We start from the raw sequence: 22,157 nt of genomic DNA on the forward strand, positions 1-22,157 counted from the left end.
AGCCCCGAGACGGTGAGGAACGCCGCCATCGCGAGGCCGACATAGCGATGCATCAAAAGAGCCGCCGGACGCAGTTTCATGTCGTCACCACCGATGCGTGAGTGTGAGGGTCACCGTCCGCTCCTCGCCGAACCAGCACCAGTACTGCGCATAGCAGCCTGCCACATGCCGCTTGTCGGCGAGGTTCGTGCCGTTGAGGCGTACCGAATTTCCGGAGAGTTCGGGACTGATCGCCGCGAGGTCGTATTCCAGCATCGCGTCGAACAGCGTGTAGGGATCGGTCGTGCCGGTGTTCGCGGGGTCCACATAGGTTTCGCCGACATAGCGCACGCCGCCGCCGACGGTGAGCCCGTCCACCATGCTCGCGGGCAGCGCATATTCGGCCCAGAGCGATGCCGTCTCGTCCGCCACCCATGTCGGCGTCTTGCCGGCAAGACCACCGTTGTCCTTCGTGTATTCGACATCGAGCTTCGTGTAGAAGGCCGAAAGCGTCAGACCGGCCGCAGGCTGCACATGCCCTTCGATCTCGAAGCCGCGCGAGCGGACTTCACCGGTCTGGATGCTGAAGCCCGGATGGGCGGTGTCGGCCGTGGTGACGTTCTGCTTCGTGATTTCGAAGACGGCGGCCGTCACCATCACCCGCTCGTCCGCGGACTGGAACTTCACGCCCGCTTCGATCTGCTCGCCCGTCGTCGGTTCGAAAGGATTGCCCGAGAAGTCGGAGCCGCTTTGCGGTTCGAAGGATTCCGCATAGGAGATGTAAGGGGCGATGCCGTTCTCGAATGTATAGAGAGCACCGGCGCGCAGGCTCAGATTGTCCTGATCGAAGCCGGTATGATTGCCGCCCAGCCGTTCGAAGTTGCGGCGCTTGTACCAGTCCTGCCGCGCGCCGAGCAGCACGGTGAGGCCACCGATCTTTGCCTGTTCCTGCAGATAGACGCCGGTCTGGGAGTGGTCGAGCTTGTAATCGTAGTAGGGCGCGATCGCCGGTATGGTCTGGCTGTTGTCCGGATTGAAAATGTCCAGCGTCGGCGCGGAGCCGTAGCCGATTTCCGCATCCGAGTTGAGATCCCAGCGGTCGAGGCCGGCAAGCACCGTATGCTTCACCGCGCCCGTGCCGAAGCGCGCCTGCAACTGGTTGTCGATCGCATAGGAAGTGCTGTCCTCGTCGGAATAGATTGAGGCCCGGTTGAGCGTGCGGTTGTCGGCCTGAAGCCCCGTCGAATACACGCTCTTGTAGTTCATCTTCGTTTCGAGATAGCGGATGTTCTGGCGGAAGGTGAAGACCTCGTCGAGCTCGTGCTCGAAGAGATAGCCGAGCGTCCACTGCTTGCGGTTGAACTCTTCCCAGTTCTCGTCGCCGTCGTAGAAGTCGGGTTCCAGTTGGCCGTTCGGATTTTCAAAAACCGATCCCGATGCCGGAACGGCACCATAGGCGCCCGATTTCGGGTCCTGCTGATAATGGGCCTGGAACGTCAGGCTGGTTCTCGACGACGGACGCCAGGTGAAGGACGGCGCTATCAGTTCGCGCTCGACCTCCGTCGTTTTCGCCTGTCCGTCGCTCGTCCGCGCAAGGCCGGTGAAGCGGTAGAGATATTTGCCTTCGTCATCCAGCGGGCCGGTCGCGTCGATTACCCCTTCATAGAGATTGTTCGTGCCGACAGAGGCCGACACCTCGCCCGAAGCCTCGTCCTCCGGCCGCTTGCTCACGAGGTTGATGAGGCCGCCGGGCGGGGAGGAGCCATAGAGAACGGAGGCCGGGCCCTTGAGGATTTCGAGCCGCTCGACCATCTCCGGTGCGATCTGCGGAATGGCATACCAGCCGTTATACTGAAGCTGCATGCCGTCGAGATAGTTGCGGTTGATCTGGAAGCCGCGCATCGTGAGCATGTCGTAGCGCGACACCACGGCACCGCGGCTCTCCGTCGTCACGCCGGTCGCGTAGCGCATCGCCTGCGCAAGCGAGCGCGCTCCCCGTGCCGACATATCGCCCGATGAAATCACCGAGATCGATTGCGGCGTCTCCATGATCGGCGTGTCGGTCTTGGTCGCGGTCGCGCTCCGTTTCGCGAAGTGACCTTCCACCGGCCCGTCGGCCCGTTCGCCCTCGCTCTCGACGACGAGCGGCGCCAGGTCCACCGCCTCGCTCTCCGCCTGCTCCTGCGCGCGAAGCGGCGCCGCCGTCAGCGCGGCCGTCCCTATCAGCACCGCCGCCAGCGGCCCCCGTCCGTAACTCCACATCATATCGGTCCCCTTCGGTTGATAGGGGACCTATACCGCTAATGATTCTTAATATCAACTCTCCAGTTTATGCGGAAATGACGGAAACCCTCGGAAAATTATGGAGATGGCGGGGCCTTACCCCTTCACCGGTTGCCTTATCGCCTCGATCAGGTCCATCGGCAGGGGGAAGACGATGGTGTTGGTGCGGTCGCCGGCTATGTCGTGCAGGGCCGAGAAATAGCGGAGCTGCATCGCGCGCGGGTCGCCGGCGAGAATGCGTCCCGCTTCCACCAGCTTTTCGGCCGCCTGCTGTTCGCCTTCCGCGTTGATGATCTTGGCGCGGCGGATACGTTCGGCTTCGGCCTGCTTGGCGATGGCGCGGATCATGCTCTCGTCGATGTCGACATGCTTGATCTCGACATTCGCCACCTTGATGCCCCAGGCGTCCGTCTGCTCGTCGAGGATCGCCTGGATGTCGGCGTTCAGCTTGTCGCGTTCGGCCAGCATCTCGTCCAGTTCGTGCTTGCCGAGCACGGAGCGCAGCGTCGTCTGGGCGAGCTGGCTCGTCGCGACCAGATAGTCCTCCACGTTCAGGATCGCGCGCTGCGGATCGACGATGCGGAAATAGATCACCGCGTTCACCTTCACCGACACGTTGTCGCGCGAGATCACGTCCTGCGTCGGTACGTCCTCCACGAAGGTGCGCAGTTCCGTCCGCACCATCTGCTGGATGAAGGGAATGAGGATGATGAGGCCCGGTCCCTTCACGCCGGTGAAGCGGCCGAGCGTGAAGACCACGCCGCGCTCATACTCGCGCAGGATGCGGATGGCCGAGAACAGAAAGGCGATAATGAGGATCGCCGGCAGAAGATAAAATGTCAGTCCCATGATCTTTCCTTTTCGGTCGTTAGCGTAATTGCTTCGTTCTTCGCCTTTCTTCACCCTCCCCCTGTGGGAGGGTCAAACGAGCGTCAGCTCGTTTGGGGAGGGGAAGCGAAGTCGATTACAAATTCGGGCGCCCCATTTCGGTTTCCTGCTTCACCCCCTCCCCAAACCGCTTGCAGCGGTTTGACCCTCCCACAGGGGGAGGGTGAAGAGGAGGCGATACTCAGCCGCGCGCGTCGTTCACCACGAGCGTCAGCCCGTCGACGTCGAGTTTCTCGATGCGAACCGTGCTTTGCGGCGCTAGGCTTTCCGGGCCGCGCGCGTGCCAGCGTTCGCCGCGGACATGGACGAAGCCCGCGCCGTCGTTCCATTCCAGCACGCGCGCTTCCGCGCCCGCCAGTTCCTCCGCGCCGGTGACGACGGGCCGCCGCATGGCGGCGAGCGCATAGCCGATGATGGCGACGATCAGCACCGCGCTCGCGATCGCCGCCGAGCCGATGGTCCACCAGGAAAGCTGGAATTCGGGCGCGTCGCTGTCGACGAGGATCGCGGCGCCGAAAATGAAGGCGATCATGCCGCCCGCGCCCAGCGCGCCGAAGGCGGGCGTGAAGGCTTCCGCCGCCATCAGCCCGAGGCCGAGCAGGATGAGCGCGAGGCCGGTATAGTCGAGCGGCAATTCGTTGAGCGCGTAGAGCCCGAGCAGCAGGCAGATCGCACCGAGCACGCCGGGCCCGATGCTGCCCGGATTTGAAAGCTCGAAAATGATGCCGTAAACGCCGATCAGCATCAGGATGAAGGCGACGTTCGGATTGCTGATCAGCGCCAGCACCTCGATCAGGAAGCCGGGCTCGACATGCTCGACACGCGCCCCCGCCGTCGCGAGCGTTTTCGTGCCCGCCGCCGTCACCGCCTCGCGCCCGTCCATCTGCGCCAGCAGGTCGTCGAGGTCGCGCGCGACGATTTCCACCACGCCGTCTTCCAGCGCCTTGCGCGCGCCGAGGCTCGCGCCCTCGCGCACCGCTTCCTCTGCCCATTCCGCGTTGCGGCCATGCGTTTCGGCGAGGCTCACGATCAGCGCCACGGCGTCGTTGGTCGCCTTTTTCGACAGCGCCTCCTCGTTCGACGGCGCGGGTTTTTCGCCGCCTTCCTTCTGCGGCTCGCCGCCTGGCGCGCCCGGCATGCCGCCCATCGTCACCGGCGTCGCCGCGCCGATATTGGTGCCCGGCGCCATCGCCGCCACGCCCGCCGCATAGACGATATAGGTGCCGGCGCTCGCCGCATGGCCGCCCGGTGGCCAGACATAGGCGGCGACGGGCACGTTGGAGGCGAGAAGGGAAGAAACGATGTCGCGCGTGGAGCTGACGAGGCCGCCCGGCGTGTCGATGCGGAGCACGAGCACATCCGCCTCGCGCTCCTCCGCCGCCGCCACCGCATCCGCGATCTGCTTTGCCGTCGCCGGGCCGATTGCGCCCGTCACGGTCGAGACGATGGCGAGCGGCGTCTCTCCGCCGCCATCTCCCGCGTCCTGTCCGGCAAGCGGCAGCGCCGCGCCGCAGATGGCGAGAAGCGTAAACAGGAAAAGACGCAAACGAAGGGGCATGGCACTCCTTCCCCGGATTGTCTCCGGCTCTTGTTTTCGTCGCTCTCCGCAGTCTGCCAAAGCACGGCCGCAATAGCCATGCTTTCCGGCTCCGGCGCTTCAAATCAAAGTGTGCCGGGCTGGTGCGGATTGGCGCCCTTGCCGCGCCGCGCAATCGCTCCATCTCTCTCCGCATCCAGAGAAACCGCGAGAGGAGAACCCCATGTCCGACCATGTCTACAAGATCGTCGAAATCGTCGGCTCCTCGCCCGACAGCATCGAGGGCGCGATCTCGAACGCCGTCGCGAAGGCGGGCAAGAGCCTGCGCGAGTTGCGCTGGTTCGAGGTCGTCGAAACGCGCGGCCATATCGAAGGCGGCAAGGTCGGCCATTACCAGGTGAAGCTGAAAGTCGCCTTCACGCTGGAGTGAGCCCGCCCCCTCATTTCTATGGAAACTTTTCGTGTTTCCGGCGTTTCCTCTTGGCCCGCTCCCCGCGCAGCGGGTTTCGGCGTGCGGTCATCCGGCAGGGCAGGTCCTCCGGAGCATCCTTGAAGGAAACCCCATATGCCTCTTCTCAATCTGATCGTGATCCTGATCGTGATCGGCGTGCTGCTCTGGCTCGTCAACACCTACATCCCGATGGACAGCAAGATCAAAAGCATCCTGAACATCGTGGTCGTCGTCGCGGTCGTGATCTGGCTCCTGCAGGTCTTCGGCCTGCTCGGCTCGCTGAACGGCATCACGGTGGGCTGACAAAGCCTGTCCGACGCTTCGTAAACAGCGCTGCAGCGTGAAGGTCCCGTCGCGGGGCCTCGCCTGCGGCGTTTCCTTTGGCTACTCTCCCCGCACAACGAAATTCGAAGAGGGAGAAACACCGCATGGAACCGATCCGCAAACTCAGCCGCTCGATCGCGGGCAAGGTGGCGCTGGTCACGGGGGCCGCGAGCGGGATGGGGCGGGCGACCGCGCATGTCTTCGCCGCCGAGGGGGCGAAGGTCGCCGTGCTGGACCTGAAGCAGGATCGCGTCGATGCCGTCGTCGCCGAGATAAAGGCCGAAGGCGGCGAGGCGCATGGCTGGGCCCTCGATGTCGCCGACGCGGAAGGGATCGTCCGTACCGCGAAGGAAATCGAGGCGCATTTCGGCGGGCTCGACATTCTCGTCAACAATGCCGGCCTCTCGACCTTTCGCGGCATTTCCGAGCCCGACTACGAGGACGTCTGGAGCCTCGCGCTCGACGTGATGCTGACCGCGCATATGCGCTTCGTGCGCGCGGCGCTGCCGTCGCTGAAGAAATCGGGCGAGGGCCGCATCGTCAACATCGCCTCCACCGAAGGTTTCGGCGCGACACCCGGCAATTCCACCTATGTCGCCGCCAAGCATGGTGTGATCGGCCTCACCCGCGCGCTCGCCGTCGAACTCGGCCGCGAGGGCATCACGGTCAATTGCATCTGCCCCGGCCCGATCCGCACCGGCATCACGGCGGAGATACCCGACGAGCACAAGGAGATCTTCGCCAAGCGCCGCGTGCCGCTTCGCCGCTATGGCTTCCCGGAAGAAGTCGCTCATATGACGCTCAGCCTCGTCCTCCCCGCCGCCTCCTACCTCAACGGCGTCGCCATCCCCGTCGACGGCGGCATGCTGGTGAAGAACGCGTGAGCGAGTCCTTCCCACCCTCCCCCTGTGGGAGGGTCAAACGGTCGAAGACCGTTTGGGGAGGGGTAGGGGACGAAGCCGGAAAACGGACGACATGTTTTTGCCTCGATGCAGCGACCCCTCCCCGAAATTCGCTGCGCAAATTTCGACCCTCCCACAGGGGGAGGGTGGGGATATCTGATTAGCGCGGCAACAAAGTGCAGCGTCACGCTCCGCCCGCTTTATCCCCATGCGGACAAGTACGGCGCGCGCTCCTTTATCCCCACGGGGATAAACCGCCCCGCCGCCCATATCGTCTGTCTACGGATCGAAATCCCGCCCGGGGATAAGCTGTTTGTGACAGATCGTTGACAGTTCGATGACAGTCAACGCGTCCGTGCGAGATAATTCACCGCGCCGAGGCCCGCCGCGCGCCCCGTGGCGAGGCAGGCCGTCAGCAGGTAACCCCCTGTCGGCGCTTCCCAATCCAGCATTTCACCGGCCGCGAAAACACCGGGGATAGACGTCACATAATCCGTACCGAGAGCATCCAGCGCAACGCCGCCCGCGCTCGAGATCGCTTCCGCGATCGGCCGCGGGGCGGTCAGCGTCAGCTCCAAGTGCTTGATCCGCTTCATCAATTGCGTCGGGTCCCAGGGCAGGTCCGGTCCCGCCTCGCGTAAAAGCGCCGCCTTCGCGCCCTCGATCCCCGCCACTTTCCGCAGGAAATTCGCCATCGAGCTTTTGCCTTGCGGCCGCTCCAGGTCGTGCACGAGCCGGGCCTCGTCGCGGTCCGGCGCGAGGTCGACCGTCAGTAACGCCTTGCCATTGCTCGCGATTTCGTCGCGGAGGGCTGCCGACAGCGCATAGACGGCGCCGCCCTCGATCCCCGTTTCCGTCACGATGAAGTCGCCCTTGATCCGTGTACCGCCGAATTCGAGCGCGACGGACTTCACGGGCGCGCCCGCGAAGCGTGCCTTCAGATGCGCGCTCCAGGTCACGTCGAAGCCGCAATTGGCGGGCTTCAACTCATTGATGCGTATGCCTTTTTCGGCCAGCAGCGGGACCCATCCGCCGTCCGATCCGAGCCTCGGCCAGCTCGCCCCGCCCAGCGCCAGCACCGTCGCCGCCGCCCTGAAGCGCCGTTCGCCTTCCGGCGTCTCGAAGACGAGGCCGCCGTCATCCGACCATCCGCGCCATTTGTGTTTCATGTGAAAACTGACGCCCGCGCGGCCAAGTCTTTGAATCCATGCGCGTAACAGCGGCGAGGCTTTCATCTGGCGCGGGAAGATGCGGTGCGAACTGCCCTCGAAAGTCTCGATGCCGAGCCCCGCCGCCCAGTCGCGCACCTGCTGCGGCGTGAAGGCTTCCAATGCGGGCCGCAGCTTTTCGCGCGCATCGCCGAAGCGATTGATAAAGCTCGCGAATTCCTCTCCATGCGTGATGTTGAGGCCGCCCCGGCCGGCCAGCAGGAACTTGCGCGCGAGCGAGGGCATGGCGTCGAAGACATGCACCTCCGCATGGGGCGCAAGCATCTCCGCCGCCATCAGCCCTGCGGGTCCGCCGCCGACGACCGCGGCGAAAGGCTTTCGAGCCTCGATATTTTCGGAAGTTTCGTTCACGCGCGCACGCTATCATCGGGCATGAACGAAATCAGCAAATCATTGAAAACATGACCGAAATTTATCTCGACGCCGATGCCTGCCCGGTCAAGGAGGAGGCCGTGCGCGTCGCCGAGCGGCACGGGATCACCGTCCATATCGTCAGCAACAGCGGCATGCGGCCGACCGGCCATCCGCTGGTGAAACAGGTGGTCGTGGCGGACGGGCCGGACGTCGCGGACGACTGGATTGCCGAGCATGCGGGCGAGGGCGATATCGTCGTCACGGGCGATATTCCCCTTGCGGCACGGGCACTTGCGAAGGGGGCGGATGCCATCGGCCATGACGGAAGGCCCTTCACGCAGGACAGTATCGGCATGGCGCTCGCCATGCGCGACCTGATGCGGGAGCTTCGCGAAACCGGTCAGTCGAAGGGCGGCGGTCCTGCCTTTTCGAAAGAGGACCGCTCGCGTTTCCTTCGCTCGCTGGAAGACACGGTGCAGGCGATCAGGCGGCGCCCGCCGCCTTGAACAGCATCGCAACCCCGTTCATGCAATAGCGTTTTCCGGTCGGCGGGGGGCCGTCGTCGAAGACATGGCCGAGATGGCCGCCGCAGCGGCGGCAGTGAACTTCGGTGCGCGTCATGAAGAATGTCCGGTCTTCCGACGTGCCCACCGCGTTGTCGAGCGGCGCGTAGAAGCTCGGCCAGCCGGTGCCGCTTTCATACTTCGTTTCCGAGGCAAAAAGAGGAAGGTCGCAGGCGGCGCAAGTGTATGTGCCGGTTCGTTTTTCCTTGTTGAGCGGGCTCGTTCCCGCGCGCTCCGTGCCGTGCTCGCGCAGCACGTAATATTGCTCGGGCGTCAGTTCCGCCTTCCATTCGGCGTCCGTCTTCGTCACCTCGAAGCTGCTGGTTTCGCTGGCGTTTCCGTTGCCGCCGCGCAGCGCCGCGCCTGCCGCCGCGAGGGCGCCCGCAATCGCCGTGCTGCCGAGAAACATGCGTCGTGACATCATTTCCTACTCCTGGTGGCGGCCCGCTTCGTCGCCCCATACCTGCTCGAGCCGCGCATCGCGGCCGCAGCCCCAGCGGTAATAGGCGTAGCGGACCGGGTTTTTCAGATAGTAATCCTGGTGATAGGTCTCGGCCGGATAAAACGGCCCGGCCTCCACGATTTCCGTGACGATCGGCTTCGGAATGCGGCCCGAGGCATCGAGATCCGCCTTCGATTTTTCCGCGAGTTTCCGCTGTTCCTCGTCCAGGTAGAAGATCGCGCTGCGATACTGGCTGCCGAGGTCGCAGAACTGCGCATCCTTGCGGATCGGGTCGATATTCCGCCAGAAAACATGGAGCAACTGCTCGTAGCTCACCTTCGAGGGGTCGTAGACCACCTTCACCGCTTCCGCATGTCCGGTGCCGCCGGCGGAAACTTCCTTGTAGCTCGGGTTCGCCGCCGTGCCGCCGGTATAGCCGGACGTCGTGCTGATGACGCCTTCGGTCTTGTCGAAGGGCGGCTCCATGCACCAGAAGCAGCCGCCCGCGAAGATCGCCACGGCCTCCTTCTCCGCGGTTTCCTGCGCTTGCGCCGCGCCGAGGCCCGTCAGGAGGACGAGCGCAACGCCTGTCCATAATACGAAACGGTTCACTTCAAACTCCATCCATCGGCGCGCCCTCTCCTCACAGAGATATAGGGCAAACGCGCCACGGCCGGACTTCACTTCGCGTCACGTCTTTGCGAGCATCTCCACATGGACGCCGTGGGTATTTGGGGAGTAGCATGAACGTTCGCCGATGGATTGCCTTGGGAGGGGTACCGATGAGCGTTTTGCTTGGGAGAGCGGCCATTGCGCAGGGCGCGTTGCACGGTATCCGCCGTATCCGCGCGGACGAGCCGTGGCGCTGGCTTGCGGCCGGATGGGCCGATATGCAGGCCGTGCCCTCGATCAGCCTCGCCTATGGCTTCGTTTTCTTCCTCGCCTCGCTGTCGCTGGTCGGCACGCTCTTCCTGCTCAATCTCGGTGCGCTGGTGCCGGTCATGGCGGCCGGCTTCCTGCTCCTCGGACCGATGCTTGCCGTCGGCCTTTACGAGGCGAGCCGCCGCCTGGAAGCGGGGCTTCCCGTGCATTTCTCCGATGTCGCCTTCGTCTCCACGCGCAACCTCACGCAGCTAGCCCTTCTCGGCGCCATGCTGATGGGCGCGATGATCGTCTGGCTGCAGATCGCGGGCTGGCTTTTCGCGGCTTTCTACGGATCGTCGGCTCTGCCTCCACTTGCCGAGTTTATCCCCGCGCTGCTGCTGACGGTGCGCGGTCTCACGCTTCTCGTCGTCGGCACGGCGGCGGGCGCGGTGCTTGCCTTCGCCGTCTTCACGATTTCCGCGATTTCGGTGCCCCTGCTGCTCGCGCGCGACGTCGACGCCGTGACGGCGGTCCTCACCAGCATCGAGGCGGTACGCCGCAATTTCTGGCCGATGCTGCTCTGGGGCTGGATCGTGACGCTGCTTACCGCCTTCGGCATCGCAACGGGTTTTCTCGGCCTCGTCGTCATCTTCCCGCTGCTCGGCCATGCCACATGGCATGCTCACCGGGCGCTGACCGCCGACGCCTAGTCCCGGTTCTTCTTCTCGTCCGGCTTGTCGTCGTCATCGTCGAACAGGATGCGCTCTGCCGCGCCCTCGAGATCGTCATACTGCCCGCTCCGCAGCGACCAGAGAAAACCGGCGAGCCCGAGAAGACCGAGGATAAGGGCGGCGGGCACGAGGAAAACGAGGATATTCACCTGTTGCCCTTCGCTTTGCCGAGGTTCAGCCGCAGCGAATTCAGCGTCACCGTGATCGATGAACTCGACATCGCCACCGCCGCGACGAGCGGCGTCACGAAGCCCGCGACCGCAAGCGGCACCGCGACGGCGTTATAGGCAAGCGCCAGCCCGAAATTCTCGAAGACGAGCCGGCGCGCCTGCCGCGCGACATCGACCGCCTCGACGACGGGGGACAGCCGCGCGCCCTGAAAGATGAAATCCGCCGCCGTCTGGCTGACATCGGCGGCGTCCGACGGCGAGATCGAGACATGCGCGGCGCGAAGCGCGGGCGCATCGTTCAGACCGTCGCCGATCATCGCGACTTTCCGGCCGCGCGCCGCCAGTTCTTCCAGCCGCGCGATCTTCGCGTCCGGCCGCGCGGCGGCGCGCCATTCGCTTATCCCCAATTCGTCCGCGAGCTTGCGCACCGCCGGTTCGCGGTCGCCGGAAAGAAGCTCGATGGCGAAGCCGCGGGCCTTCAGCGCGGCGATGGCTTCCTTCGCGTCGGGCCGCGGTGTGTCCTCGAAACGGAAACAGAGCGCCGGTTTCGTGCCGCGCCGGAGCCAGAGTTCGGAACCCGCATGCTCCGGCCCGCGTCCTGAACCCCCGGCAAAGCCTGCGTTTCCGAGCCGGATCGTCTCGTCGCCGAGCTTCGCTTGAAGGCCCATGCCTGGCTCTTCGTGGATGTCGTCCAGCACCGGCAATGGCAGCGTCCGTCCGCAGCCCGCCAGTGCGACGGAGAGCGGATGGCGGCTCTTGCCGGCGAGCGCCATGGCGAGCGCCAGATCGGCGGCGGGGATTTCTTCGGCATTCATCAGGCGCGGCCGTCCGAGCGTCAGCGTGCCTGTCTTGTCGAAAACGACGGTATCGGCCTGCGCCAACCGCTCCAGCCCGTCCGCCGCCTTCACGAGAACGCCTTGCCGCGTCAGCCGTCCGGTCGCCACGACCTGCACGACAGGCACGGCGAGCCCGAGCGCGCAGGGGCAGGTGACGATGAGGACCGCAATCGCGTGTGTCAGCGCCGTTTCCCAGTGCGCGCCGAGGGCGAACCACAGGCCGAGCGTGCCGAAAGCCATGATATGCACGGCCGGGGAATAAATGCGTGCCGCGCGGTCTGCGATGCGGACATAGCGCGCGCGGCCCTGTTCGGCGCTTTCCATCAGCCGCACGATTTCGGCGAGCAGGCTGTCGTCGTCGCGCTTCGTCACGCACAGGATCAGCGGCGCGCCGAGATTGAGCGTTCCGGCGAAAACGGCGGAACCGGGCTTCACCGCTTCCGGCACGCTTTCGCCGGTCACGAGGCTGGTGTCGACGTCGCTGATTCCGCTCAAAACCTCGCCATCGGCGGGAATACGGGCGCCCGTCGCCACGATCACGCGCATGCCGGGTTCGAGATTGTCCACGGCGATGGAGCGCTGCGAGCCGTCCGGCGCGATCAGGGTCGCGGCGACGGCGCGCAGCCCCAACAGGTTTTGCGCGGCGGAGCAGGCTTTCGCGCGGGCCTGCACGTCGAGATAACGGCCGATCAGCAGGAAAAAGAGCAGCGTCACGCTGGCGTCGAAATAGACGTGATGCGCGTTCACGATGGTCTGGACGAGGCTCATCGCCGTCGCGAGGATAACCGCGAGCGCGATCGGCACATCCATGTTCATGCTCTTCGCGCGGAGCGCCCGGAGCGCCGAGCGGAAGAAGGGCTGGCCCGCATAGGCGACCGCCGGCAGCGCGATCAGCGCCGAAATCCAATGGAAAAAGGCGCGGGTCGTGTCGTCCATGTCGGTCACGAGGCCGGACCAGACGGAAACCGACACCAGCATCACATTCGCGGCGGCAAAGCCCGCCACGCCGAGCGCCCGCAGCAGCGCGCGGCCTTCGCCATCGTCCATGCTGCCCAGGAGCTTCGGATCGAAGGGAACGGCATCGAAGCCGATATCGGCAAGTTTCGCGGTGATCGCACCTGCCCGCAGCAATGCAGGATCCCAGCGGACGGCGACGCGCTTGGTCGAGAGATTGGCGCGGGCATATTCGACACCCGGCAGTTCGGCCAGGCCGCGTTCGACCTTGCGAAGGCACCCCGCGCAATGCATGCCGGCGACGACGAGGTCGAGACGGGCGCGGCCTTCCGGTGTCGTGCGCACGAAGAGGCCGGGGTCCGCCCTTGGTGTTTCCGGTACCTTTGCCGCTACGTCGCTCATCCGGCCCTCAGCCGCGCACGAAGACGCGCTTTTCCTCGATGAATGTTTCGCCGTTCGGGCCGGCCGCGGAAATCCGCACCAGCCAGTTGCCGGCATGGGTGAGATCGAAGACCGCGGCATAGGTGCCGGGGCCGGTTTCCACGAGTGCCATGCGCTGGTCTTCTCCCGCCGTCACCGGGCGCCAGAAAGTGCCGTGAACGGCGAGGTGTTCGAGCGGGGCGCCAGCCGCATCGGCGAAGCTCACGGTAAGCGAGGTGCGCTGGCCCGAACCGCCGAGCGGCGCCGCCTCGATCGCCGCCGTCCAGCCGAGCTTTTTCTGCGCTTCCATGCGGTCGAGGACATGGTTGTAGGCGCGGCCCTTCTGATAGGCGCCTTCCACTTCCACGCCGTCGAAAGTCGACAAGGCCTGGAAGACCATCAGACCGTTCATCCCGAAGACGATGATGAAAAATCCGCCGAAAAGGGCCAGTACACGCCGTCCGGTGAGCTTTCCGAAGCGCGAGGACGGGCGGTAGTCGCTGTCATGGCTCGTCATTTTGCGGGTCCCCGGAAGGTGGTTGCCTTTATGGCGGTCTTGCCGTCCTCAAGGTCGGTGACGATGAACTTCAGGTCCGCCTCGCCATTTATTTCCCTTGCGCGGTCGCCGGGCAGGCTGACGAAGAAGCGGGCCGTGCCGAGCTTATCAGGTCCGACGACCAGGGTGGCACCGTTATCCCCGGCAAGCGCGGGACGGCTCAGAATGGCGCCGTCGATTCCCTCCACGCCGATGTGGAAGATGCGCTCGCTATGCTCCTTGTTGACCACCTTCACCTCGTAGCCGTTGCGGATGCTGCCGTCGGAAAGCGTGACGAAAAGCGGATTCCGGTCGGGCAGCACGCTCAGTTCGAGCGTCGAGCGGTTGAGAAGGGCCACCAGCATGACGGCGGCGACGACGGCGAGCACGACGGCATAGAGGATCGTGCGCGGCCGCACGATGTTGAGGCGCGGTGTTTCTCCGGCGCGGCGGCGGTCGTGATTGCGCAGCGTGTCGTAGGCGATGAGGCCGCGCGGACGCTCGACCTTGTCCATGATCTCGTCGCAGGCGTCGATGCAAAGCGCGCACTGGATACATTCGAGTTGCATGCCGTCGCGGATGTCGATGCCCATCGGGCAGGCGGCCACGCACTGGCCGCAATCTATGCAGTCGCCGCGACCTTCCCAGCTCGTGCCTTTCTTGTGGGGCCCGCGCTTTTCGCCGCGATCGTCCTTGTAGCTGACGAGGAGCGATTCCTCGTCGAACATCGCTCCCTGAATGCGCGGCCAGGGGCACATGTAGATGCAGACCTGCTCGCGTGCGATGCCGCCCAGCGTGTAGGTGGTGAGGGCGAAGAGGCCGATGAAGAGATAGGCGATGGCGGGCGCTTCAAGGGTCGCGAGGTCGGCGGCGAGCGTGGGCGCGTCGGCGAAATAGAAAACCCAGGCCCCGCCGGTCGCAAGGGCGATGAGAATCCATGTCATGTGCTTGCCGGTCTTGCGCGCGACTTTCGCCAGAGTCCAGGGCGACTTGTCGAGGCGAATGCGTGCGGCGCGCTCGCCTTCGAAGAAGCGCTCGACATAGATGAAGAGGTCGGTCCAGACGGTCTGCGGGCAGGCATAGCCGCACCAGACGCGGCCGGCTACGCTCGTCACGAGGAAGAGACCGAGGGCCGCGAGGATCAGGAGGCCGGTGACGTAGTAGAATTCCTGCGGCCAGATTTCGAGAAAGAAGAAATAGAAGCGCCGGGCAGGAAAATCGAGCAACACCGCCTGATCGGGCAGGTCAGGCCCGCGCTCCCAGCGCAGCCACGGCGTCACGTAATAGATCGTGAGCGTCAGCGCCATCACGAGCCATTTCAATTTGCGGAATGTGCCGTGAACGAGTTTCGGATAGACCTTCACCCGGCTCTCGTAGAGCGGGCGGTTCTTTTCCGAATTGACGGCGGTGTAGCGTTCGCCCTCGTCGCCATGTGGATGGGCGCCCGCTTGCGCCGCGGCTTCCCGGGCAAGGAGTTCGAGGCTCGTAGCGGTATCGGTCATCTTCTTACTCGCAGGCGGCTACTCGAGAGACGTGGCCGGGGCGGAGCGCGACAAGCGCTCCGCCCGCGTCACGGGCAGCCGCGCTGTCTATTCGCCGCCGCCGAGGGAATGCACGTAAAGCGTCAGTGCGTTGATGGTGCCCTCACCGAGGCGTCCACCCCAAGCCGGCATGACGCCGCTGCGTCCGTTTGACACGGTTTGGACGATGCTCGCACGGTCCTCGCCATAGAGCCAGATGTGATCGCTGAGATCGGGCGCGCCGAGCTCGCGGTTGCCCTTGCCCTCGGCGCCGTGGCAGGCGACGCATTGGTCGGCGAAGATGCTTGCGCCGCGCGCGGCGGCATCGGTGTCTTCGGAACGGCCCGACAGCGACAGCACGTGCTCGACTACGTCGGAGATTTCCGCGCGGGTGAGAATGCCGTCGCGGCCATAGGCCATCATGATGTTCTGGCGGGTGTCGCCGTCTGCATCCCAGCGGATACCGTGGGTCAGCGTGACGCGGATGTCCTCAAGCGTGCCGCCCCAGAGCCAGTCGTCGTCGTTGAGGTTCGGGAAGCCCTTGCCGCCCTGCGCGCCGGAGCCGTGGCAGGGCGCGCAATTATCGCCGAAGGCAGCCTTGCCCGCACCGAGCGCCACTTCCATCAGCGCCGGGTCGCTGGCGACCTCTTCAAGCGGCATGGACGCAATCTTGAGCATCGTCTCCGAACGGCCTTCGGCGATGGCCGCGAGTTCGTTCGTCACGACGTTCCGCTGTTCGTAGCCGATCACGCCCGTCGTATAGGTCCAGGCGCCGCCGGATAGATACGGCCAGGCCGGCATCACGACCCAGTAGGCGAAGGACCAGACGATGCAAATATAGAATGTGTAGAGCCACCATTTCGGCAGCGGGTTGTTGAGCTCCCGAATACCATCCCAGTCGTGGCCGGTCGTCTCGACGCCGGTCACTTCGTCCTTGTGCTTGTGGTCGCTCATCGTCCGGTCTCCGTGCTTTCGGTCTTGCCGTCTTCGGCCTTGGTCTCATGGGCCTTGTCCGCGTCCGCCTTTTTGGGGTCGTGGAGGGCGTCGTCATCCTGCAGCGGCAAATGCGCCAGCCGGTCGAACTTCTTCTTGTTGGCGGGCCAGAGCGCATAGGCGACGATGCCGATAAAGACGACGACCATGAAGATGAGACCGCCGGCACCGGCCCAGGTTCTCACCAGATCGTAGGTTGTTCCGCTTTCCATGCGCCGCCCCTATTGCCTGAAGTCGGCGTTCTCGTAGGCATTGAAGTCCACGAGTGTGCCGAGCATCTGCAGATAGGCGACGAGCGCATCGAGCTCGGAAATCATCGCCGGGTTGCCGTCGAAGTCGCGCGCGACGGCTTTGGGATAGCGCTGCATCAGCCCGTCCGTGTCGGCGTCGGGTGTTGCCTGCGCCTCGAGGTCGGCGCGCGCATTGTCGATGTGATCTTCGTCGTAAGGCACGCCGGCGAGGCTGAGCGCCGTCAGGCCCTTTTTGACATTGCGGTACTCGAGCGGCGTCGTCGCAAGGAAGGGGTAACCCGGCATCACCGATTCCGGCACCACGGCGCGCGGATCTTCCATGTGCAGCCGGTGCCACTCGTCGGAATACTTTCCGCCGACGCGGGCGAGGTCGGGGCCCGTCCGCTTCGATCCCCACTGGAACGGATGGTCGTACTTGCTTTCGGCCGCCAGCGAATAGTGGCCGTAGCGTTCGACCTCCGAGCGCAGCGAACGGATCATCTGGCTGTGGCAGGTATAGCAGCCCTCGCGCAGATAGATGTTACGCCCGGCGAGTTCGAGCGGGCTGTAGGGACGCACGCCCTTCACATCCTCGATCGTGCTCTTGATGAGGAAGGTCGGAACGATTTCCACCAGCCCGCCGATGGCCACGACGATCAGCGTCAGGACCAGCAGCAGGATCGAGTTCTTTTCGATCGTTTCGTGAGAGAATTTTTTTGCCATGACCTTAATTCCTCACGCGGATTGCAGTGCGCCGACAGGGGCGGCAGAGGGAGAACTTGCGGGAAGGGGCTCGCTTTCGCGCACGCGCCCCAGGATGGTCATCCAGCAGTTGTAGACCATGACGAGTGCGCCAAGCAGGAAGAGCACGCCGCCCAATCCGCGGATGACGTAGAAGGGATGCATGGCGGCGACCGTTTCCGCGAAGGAATATTCGAGGAAGCCCTGTGCATCGTAGGCGCGCCACATCAGGCCCTGCAGGATGCCCGACACCCACATCGCGGTGATGTAGAGAACGATGCCGATGGTGGCGATCCAGAAGTGCCAGCTCACAAGCGCCATCGAATAGAGCCGCTCGCGTTTCCAGAGCCAGGGAACGAGGCAGTAGACGGCGCCGAAGGACACGAAGCCGACCCAGCCGAGCGCACCGGAATGCACGTGGCCGATGGTCCAGTCGGTGTAGTGCGACAGCGAATTCACCGCTTTCACCGACATGACGGGGCCCTCGAAGGTCGACATGCCGTAGAAGGCGACGGAGACGACGAGCATGCGGATCACGGGGTCCGTGCGCAGCTTGTCCCACGCGCCCGACAGCGTCATCAGGCCGTTGATCATGCCGCCCCAGGACGGCATCCACAGCATGATCGAGAAGGTCATGCCGAGCGTCTGCGCCCAGTCGGGCAGCGCCGTGAAGTGGAGATGGTGCGGACCGGCCCAGATGTAGAGGAAGATCAGCGACCAGAAATGGACGATGGAAAGGCGGTAGGAGTAGACCGGCCGCTCCGCGCGCTTCGGCACGAAGTAGTACATCATGCCGAGGAAGCCTGCGGTCAGGAAGAAGCCGACCGCGTTATGGCCGTACCACCACTGGATCAGGGCATCCTGCACGCCGGGGAAGAGCGAGTAGCTCTTCGATGAGGTGAAGCTTTCCGGGATCGCCAGGTTGTTGCCGATATGCAGCATGGCGATCGTGACGATGAAGGCGAGGTAGAACCAGTTCGCCACATAGATATGCGGCTCTTTCCGCTTCGCCAGCGTTGCGAGGAAGACCAGCAGATAAACGACCCAGACGATCGTCAGCCAGAGGTCCGCGTACCATTCGGGCTCGGCGTATTCCCGGGACTGCGTAACCCCCATCAGGTAGCCGGTCGCGGCCACGACGATGAAGAGCTGATAGCCCCAGAAGACGAACCAGGGGGCGATGTCGCCCGCGAGGCGCGTCCGGCAGGTCCGCTGGACGACGTAGAACGACGTGGCGATCAGCGCGTTGCCGCCAAAAGCGAAAATCACCGCCGAGGTGTGCAGCGGGCGCAGGCGGCCGAAATTCAGGAATTCGGTGTCGAAGTTGAGCACCGGGAAGGCGAGCTGGAAGGCGATGACCACGCCGACCAGGAAGCCCGCCACGCCCCAGAAGAGCGTCGCGATGGTGCCGGCCTTCACAACGCCGTCATTGTAGCCGATGCCGTCTTCCGCCTGCACGGGGCCGCGGGCCGTGGCCGAGAAGTGACGCTGCCAAAGCGTCATCGCGCCCGCCGACAGGGCGAAGGCGAAGAGCCAGGCATGGGCCGCCATCGGAGCGTCCTGTGCCTTGGCGGCAATCACGATTGAGAGAAATGTGCCTGCGATGAGCGACAGTGCGACCAGCCAGGCCGCAGTCGTCATTGTTCCCGGAAGCTTCACCCCCGGCGTGCCTGAAACCGCCATATCACGCTGTCCTTATATCCGTTGCCTTGCACCGGACGGCGGGAGATGCGTTCCGCTTGTTCTCGCAACATCAGCCCCGAATCCCCATCCAGCCTCAAGACCATAGCAGTTGCATGGGTTTGCGGGTGATGTGCGTTGGCGCCGCTGCATCACCATGTCGCACAGCTTTTCGGCGAGCGGGGGCTTGCCGCCGGGCCCATTGCAATCGGGCGCGCGGGGCGAACGGTTAACCATACCGGCGTATGGATAAGCTACCGATGCCTGAACGGATTTACGCGGATTGCGGAGTTGCAGTCCGGAGCGACGCATGCCGGATGGACGCATATTGCAGGTATTGCTGCATTTTCTGCTGCCTGGGGTGGCCATAATATGACTGTGCCAACGCAGGGCAGCGTGTTAGATAGGCGCCACATGCGCCTGATGTGGTGCGAGGGGATTTGTGCTTTGATTGGTTGTTTTGCGAGGGGAAAGGCCGACAGGGAGATGCTTCAGCTTGAAGTAGCGCCGCGTCCGGCCATCGCAACGATCGTCTTTCTGGCGTTCCTCAGCTTTCTCGCGGTTACGGGGGTGGCCCGTGCGTCGATGCTGGTGGACGAGCATGTATGGAATTCCTTCGCAGAGCGGCCCGCTTCGCAGACCCAGCTTCGTTTGTCTGACGGGGACGTCTTGCGGGCCAACGCTTTTGTGCGGCAAGAAAGCGCCGTGCGCGGGAACGGTTCGGGCGTAGCCCCGGTCGTCATGCGTACGGCGGAGCGGGACTTCCCCTCGTCGGAAGTGTCCCGGAAGCACGACAATGCCGTGGTGCCCGTATTTTTCGCCGGGCACTCTCCGCGGGCACCGCCTGCGCCGGCGCGGGAGACCGACGGACCTCTGGACGTCTGACGGCTCTTGTGGCAAGCCGCTCCGCACCGGGCGGCCGCCGGGTTAATCGCCGAAGCTCCAAAAGGAGCCGGTGAAAATGAAAGAAGAGCATAACGCTCCGCAACATCCTGAGAACTCCGACGCGATCCCCGCAAAAAGATCGCGCGTCCCAAAGGGGAGGTTACTTTGCAGCGTATAGAAAATCTGGTGTTCGGCCTGCGTGCCGTCATTCTGTTGGCACTTCTGGCGTTCACCATCGTGATGGGCATCTTCGCGTCCCAACTGCGGATGGATGCCGGCTTCACGAAGATGCTTCCTATCGGCCACCCCTACATCGAAACCTTCATGGAGTATTCGGAGAGTTTCGGTGGCGGCAATCGCGTGCTGGTGGTGCTGGAGAACAAGGAAGGTGACATCTTCCAGAAGGACTTCCTCTACACGCTGAATAACGCGACACAGGACCTCTTCTACATCCCGGGTGTTGCCCGTCACACGGTGACTTCGCTCTGGACGCCGAATACACGCTTCATCGCGGTCACGGAAGAAGGCCTCGAGGCCGGTGACGTGATCCCGGCCAATTTCGCGGGCACCGACGAAGACATCGACACCGTGCTGCAGAACACGCTGCGCGCGGACCTTGTCGGGCGACTGGTCTCCAACGATTTCCGGTCTTCGATGATCCGGACCGAACTTCTCGACTTCAATCCGGAGACACAGCAGCGCCTCGACTACTTCGACGTCGCGCGCAAGCTCGAAACCGATCTCCGCGACAAATATGTGTCGGACAAGGTCGATGTGAAGATCGTCGGTTTCGCCAAGCTCGTCGGCGACATCGCGGACGGCGCTTCCTCGGTGGTCACCTTCTTCTCGGTCGCCTTCTTCCTCACCGCCTTCATGCTCTGGCTCTATTGCCGCTCATGGGTTCTGACGGCGGTTACGGTCGGCGCCTCGCTCTGCTCGGTGGTATGGCAGTTCGGTCTGCTTCATCTTCTGGGCTTCGGCCTCGATCCGCTCGGCGTGCTCGTGCCGTTCCTCGTTTTCGCCATCGGCGTCAGCCACGGCGTGCAGCAGATCAACATGGTCGGCGCGGAAATGGCGGCGGGTCTCGACAAGAACAGGGCCGCCCGTGCGACCTTTACGTTCCTGTTGCGTCCGGGCCTTGTCGCGCTTCTGACGACACTTGCCGGTTTTGCCACGCTCTACATCATTCCGATCGGCATGATCCAGGAACTGGCGATCACCGCTTCGATCGGTATCGGCTTCAAGATCATTTCGAACCTCATCATGCTGCCGCTGCTGGTGTCCTATGTCGCACCGCCGGAGGACGAATACGGTGCGAAGGTGCGCCGTGCGATGGAAACGCGCGCCAAGCTCTGGCCTGCCCTTTCGCGGATCGCGACGCCTTCCATAGCCTACCCGTTCGTCATCATCTGCTTCATCGTCGGCTGCGTCGGCTTCTACCAGGCGCGCGACAAGCAGATCGGCGACGTGCATGCGGGTGCCGGCGAGCTCTGGCCGGATGCGCGCTACAACGAAGACAGCCGCTATATCGCCGAGAAGTTCAATCTCGGTCTCAACGTGCTGACCGTCATCGTCGAGTCGGACGACGTCGTCTGCGTCGATTACGGCAAGATGCACTACCTCGAAAGCTTCAGCTGGCACATGCGCAATGTGGATGGCGTGCAGTCGGTCATCAGCCTTCCGATCCTCGCGCGCAAGATCAACAGCATGTGGCAGGAAGGCAATCCGAAGTGGCAGAACCTGCCGCGCAATTCGGCGGCTCTCGCCCAGGCGACTTCCAGCATCGGCAGTTCGTCCGGCATCGTGAACGCCGACTGCTCCACGGCTGCTGTCGCCATCTTCATCAAGGATACGAAGGCCGGTACGGTCAAGCACGTCGTCAACGAACTCGAAGCGTGGATGGCTGCCCCCGAAAACAAATACGAGGGCATCAACCTTCGCGTCGGTACGGGTAACGTGCCGATCGTCGCGGCCACCAACGAGATCGTGCACAAGTCCGAGCTGCCCATGCTGCTCTACGTGTACGCGGTGGTCATGACGCTCGTCATTCTCACCTACCGCGAATGGCGCGGTGCGCTTTGCTGCGTGTTGCCGCTCATCCTGTCGACCATCATCGGCGACTGGTTCCTCACCGCCGCCGGCATCGGCCTGAAGATCTCGACGCTGCCGGTGCTGGCCATCGCCGTCGGTATCGGTGTCGACTACGGCATCTACGAGTACAACCGGATGCAGCGCTACATGCGCATGGGCAAGAACCCGCATGAAGCCTATCTGCAGGCGCTCTACGACGTCGGCTCGGCGACCATGTTCACAGGCGGCACGCTCGCCATCGGCGTCAGCACCTGGGCGTTCTCCGCGCTCAAGTTCCAGGCCGACATGGGGCTTCTCCTCACCTTCATGTTCATCGTGAACATGGTGGGCGCGGTGACGCTGCTGCCGGCGCTGGTCGCGGTGTTCGAGCATATCTGGCCGCTGAAGCGCGAGCCGCTTTCCGAAGAGGAAGCGCGCGCGGTGATGCGCGGTCACTGATCCTTCGGGACCGGTTCCGGATACTGAAAGGGCGGCCCATGGGCCGCCCTTTCTTTTTGGCCGCCGAGCCCCATGAGGCGACGGATGAGGGAGTCCGTCCGGCGGCCGAGGAGTGCT

21 protein-coding genes are annotated in these 22,157 nt (G+C 64.1%); 7 read left to right on the top strand and 14 right to left on the bottom strand.

Features of this window, described 5'->3' with window-relative positions:
• Positions 1 to 84: 84 nt before the first annotated feature.
• From Q8S60_RS17830 to Q8S60_RS17840, 3 genes are all read right to left on the bottom strand, one after another.
• The gene (locus Q8S60_RS17830) at positions 85 to 2,244 is read right to left on the bottom strand and encodes a TonB-dependent siderophore receptor (RefSeq protein WP_305275097.1); all 2,160 of its coding nucleotides are present in this window, start codon (positions 2,242 to 2,244) and stop codon (positions 85 to 87) included.
• A gap of 114 nt (positions 2,245 to 2,358) precedes the next feature.
• Positions 2,359 to 3,111, bottom strand: a complete 753-nt coding sequence (locus Q8S60_RS17835; RefSeq protein ID WP_305275095.1) for a slipin family protein — start codon at positions 3,109 to 3,111, stop codon at positions 2,359 to 2,361.
• A gap of 220 nt (positions 3,112 to 3,331) precedes the next feature.
• Positions 3,332 to 4,708, bottom strand: a complete 1,377-nt coding sequence (locus Q8S60_RS17840; RefSeq protein ID WP_305275094.1) for a nodulation protein NfeD — start codon at positions 4,706 to 4,708, stop codon at positions 3,332 to 3,334.
• Positions 4,709 to 4,910: 202 nt separating this feature from the next.
• On the opposite strand from Q8S60_RS17840, the gene Q8S60_RS17845 reads away from it, so the two are divergent.
• From Q8S60_RS17845 to Q8S60_RS17855, 3 genes are all read left to right on the top strand, one after another.
• Positions 4,911 to 5,117: a dodecin gene (locus tag Q8S60_RS17845; protein WP_305275092.1), complete on the top strand. Its 207-nt coding sequence runs from the start codon at positions 4,911 to 4,913 to the stop codon at positions 5,115 to 5,117.
• Positions 5,118 to 5,252: 135 nt separating this feature from the next.
• The gene (locus Q8S60_RS17850) at positions 5,253 to 5,441 is read left to right on the top strand and encodes a Thivi_2564 family membrane protein (RefSeq protein ID WP_012110422.1); all 189 of its coding nucleotides are present in this window, start codon (positions 5,253 to 5,255) and stop codon (positions 5,439 to 5,441) included.
• A gap of 125 nt (positions 5,442 to 5,566) precedes the next feature.
• Positions 5,567 to 6,346: an SDR family NAD(P)-dependent oxidoreductase gene (locus Q8S60_RS17855; protein WP_305275089.1), complete on the top strand. Its 780-nt coding sequence runs from the start codon at positions 5,567 to 5,569 to the stop codon at positions 6,344 to 6,346.
• Positions 6,347 to 6,708: 362 nt separating this feature from the next.
• Here Q8S60_RS17855 and Q8S60_RS17860 read toward each other — a convergent pair whose 3' ends face one another.
• Positions 6,709 to 7,944, bottom strand: a complete 1,236-nt coding sequence (locus tag Q8S60_RS17860; RefSeq protein WP_305275087.1) for a TIGR03862 family flavoprotein — start codon at positions 7,942 to 7,944, stop codon at positions 6,709 to 6,711.
• A gap of 50 nt (positions 7,945 to 7,994) precedes the next feature.
• Here Q8S60_RS17860 and Q8S60_RS17865 point away from each other — a divergent pair, with 50 nt between their 5' ends.
• Complete coding sequence (locus tag Q8S60_RS17865; RefSeq protein WP_305275086.1) at positions 7,995 to 8,453, top strand: YaiI/YqxD family protein; 459 nt, start codon at positions 7,995 to 7,997, stop codon at positions 8,451 to 8,453.
• Here the strand turns inward: Q8S60_RS17865 and msrB are convergent.
• Both msrB and msrA read right to left on the bottom strand, forming a co-directional pair.
• The gene (gene msrB, locus Q8S60_RS17870; protein WP_305275085.1) at positions 8,431 to 8,934 is read right to left on the bottom strand and encodes a peptide-methionine (R)-S-oxide reductase MsrB; all 504 of its coding nucleotides are present in this window, start codon (positions 8,932 to 8,934) and stop codon (positions 8,431 to 8,433) included. The two genes, Q8S60_RS17865 and msrB, sit on opposite strands and share 23 nt — an antisense overlap.
• 3 nt (positions 8,935 to 8,937) lie before the next feature.
• Entirely contained in the window at positions 8,938 to 9,576 is a 639-nt protein-coding gene (msrA, locus tag Q8S60_RS17875) for a peptide-methionine (S)-S-oxide reductase MsrA (protein WP_305668758.1), read from the bottom strand.
• Positions 9,577 to 9,734: 158 nt separating this feature from the next.
• Between msrA and Q8S60_RS17880 the strand changes: the two genes are divergently transcribed.
• Positions 9,735 to 10,526: a DUF2189 domain-containing protein gene (locus Q8S60_RS17880; RefSeq protein WP_305275083.1), complete on the top strand. Its 792-nt coding sequence runs from the start codon at positions 9,735 to 9,737 to the stop codon at positions 10,524 to 10,526.
• Here the strand turns inward: Q8S60_RS17880 and ccoS are convergent.
• The 8 genes from ccoS to ccoN all read right to left on the bottom strand — a co-directional run bounded on the left by ccoS (position 10,523) and on the right by ccoN (position 18,587).
• Complete coding sequence (gene ccoS / locus Q8S60_RS17885; protein WP_305275082.1) at positions 10,523 to 10,696, bottom strand: cbb3-type cytochrome oxidase assembly protein CcoS; 174 nt, start codon at positions 10,694 to 10,696, stop codon at positions 10,523 to 10,525. The two genes, Q8S60_RS17880 and ccoS, sit on opposite strands and share 4 nt — an antisense overlap.
• A complete protein-coding gene (locus Q8S60_RS17890; RefSeq protein ID WP_305275081.1) occupies positions 10,693 to 12,909 on the bottom strand; it encodes a heavy metal translocating P-type ATPase in 2,217 nt (738 codons plus the stop codon). Before Q8S60_RS17890 ends, ccoS begins: the two co-directional genes overlap by 4 nt.
• A gap of 7 nt (positions 12,910 to 12,916) precedes the next feature.
• On the bottom strand, positions 12,917 to 13,444 hold the full coding sequence (locus Q8S60_RS17895) for a FixH family protein (protein ID WP_305275080.1): 528 nt from the start codon (positions 13,442 to 13,444) through the stop codon (positions 12,917 to 12,919).
• Entirely contained in the window at positions 13,441 to 14,964 is a 1,524-nt protein-coding gene (gene ccoG / locus Q8S60_RS17900) for a cytochrome c oxidase accessory protein CcoG (protein WP_305275078.1), read from the bottom strand. Before ccoG ends, Q8S60_RS17895 begins: the two co-directional genes overlap by 4 nt.
• A gap of 87 nt (positions 14,965 to 15,051) precedes the next feature.
• Complete coding sequence (gene ccoP / locus Q8S60_RS17905; RefSeq protein ID WP_305275076.1) at positions 15,052 to 15,936, bottom strand: cytochrome-c oxidase, cbb3-type subunit III; 885 nt, start codon at positions 15,934 to 15,936, stop codon at positions 15,052 to 15,054.
• Positions 15,933 to 16,187, bottom strand: a complete 255-nt coding sequence (locus Q8S60_RS17910; protein ID WP_305275074.1) for a cbb3-type cytochrome c oxidase subunit 3 — start codon at positions 16,185 to 16,187, stop codon at positions 15,933 to 15,935. Before Q8S60_RS17910 ends, ccoP begins: the two co-directional genes overlap by 4 nt.
• A gap of 9 nt (positions 16,188 to 16,196) precedes the next feature.
• Positions 16,197 to 16,928, bottom strand: coding sequence for a cytochrome-c oxidase, cbb3-type subunit II (gene ccoO, locus Q8S60_RS17915; protein ID WP_305275072.1), 732 nt, complete (start codon positions 16,926 to 16,928; stop codon positions 16,197 to 16,199).
• Positions 16,929 to 16,940: 12 nt separating this feature from the next.
• Positions 16,941 to 18,587: a cytochrome-c oxidase, cbb3-type subunit I gene (gene ccoN / locus Q8S60_RS17920; protein ID WP_305275124.1), complete on the bottom strand. Its 1,647-nt coding sequence runs from the start codon at positions 18,585 to 18,587 to the stop codon at positions 16,941 to 16,943.
• Between the two features lie 177 nt (positions 18,588 to 18,764).
• Here ccoN and Q8S60_RS17925 point away from each other — a divergent pair, with 177 nt between their 5' ends.
• Both Q8S60_RS17925 and Q8S60_RS17930 read left to right on the top strand, forming a co-directional pair.
• A complete protein-coding gene (locus Q8S60_RS17925; protein ID WP_305275069.1) occupies positions 18,765 to 19,511 on the top strand; it encodes a hypothetical protein in 747 nt (248 codons plus the stop codon).
• Positions 19,512 to 19,676: 165 nt separating this feature from the next.
• The gene (locus tag Q8S60_RS17930; protein WP_305275067.1) at positions 19,677 to 22,040 is read left to right on the top strand and encodes an RND family transporter; all 2,364 of its coding nucleotides are present in this window, start codon (positions 19,677 to 19,679) and stop codon (positions 22,038 to 22,040) included.
• Positions 22,041 to 22,157 lie beyond the last annotated feature (117 nt).

It is taken from the genome of Parvibaculum sp. (assembly GCF_030694575.1).
GTDB lineage: Bacteria > Pseudomonadota > Alphaproteobacteria > Parvibaculales > Parvibaculaceae > Parvibaculum.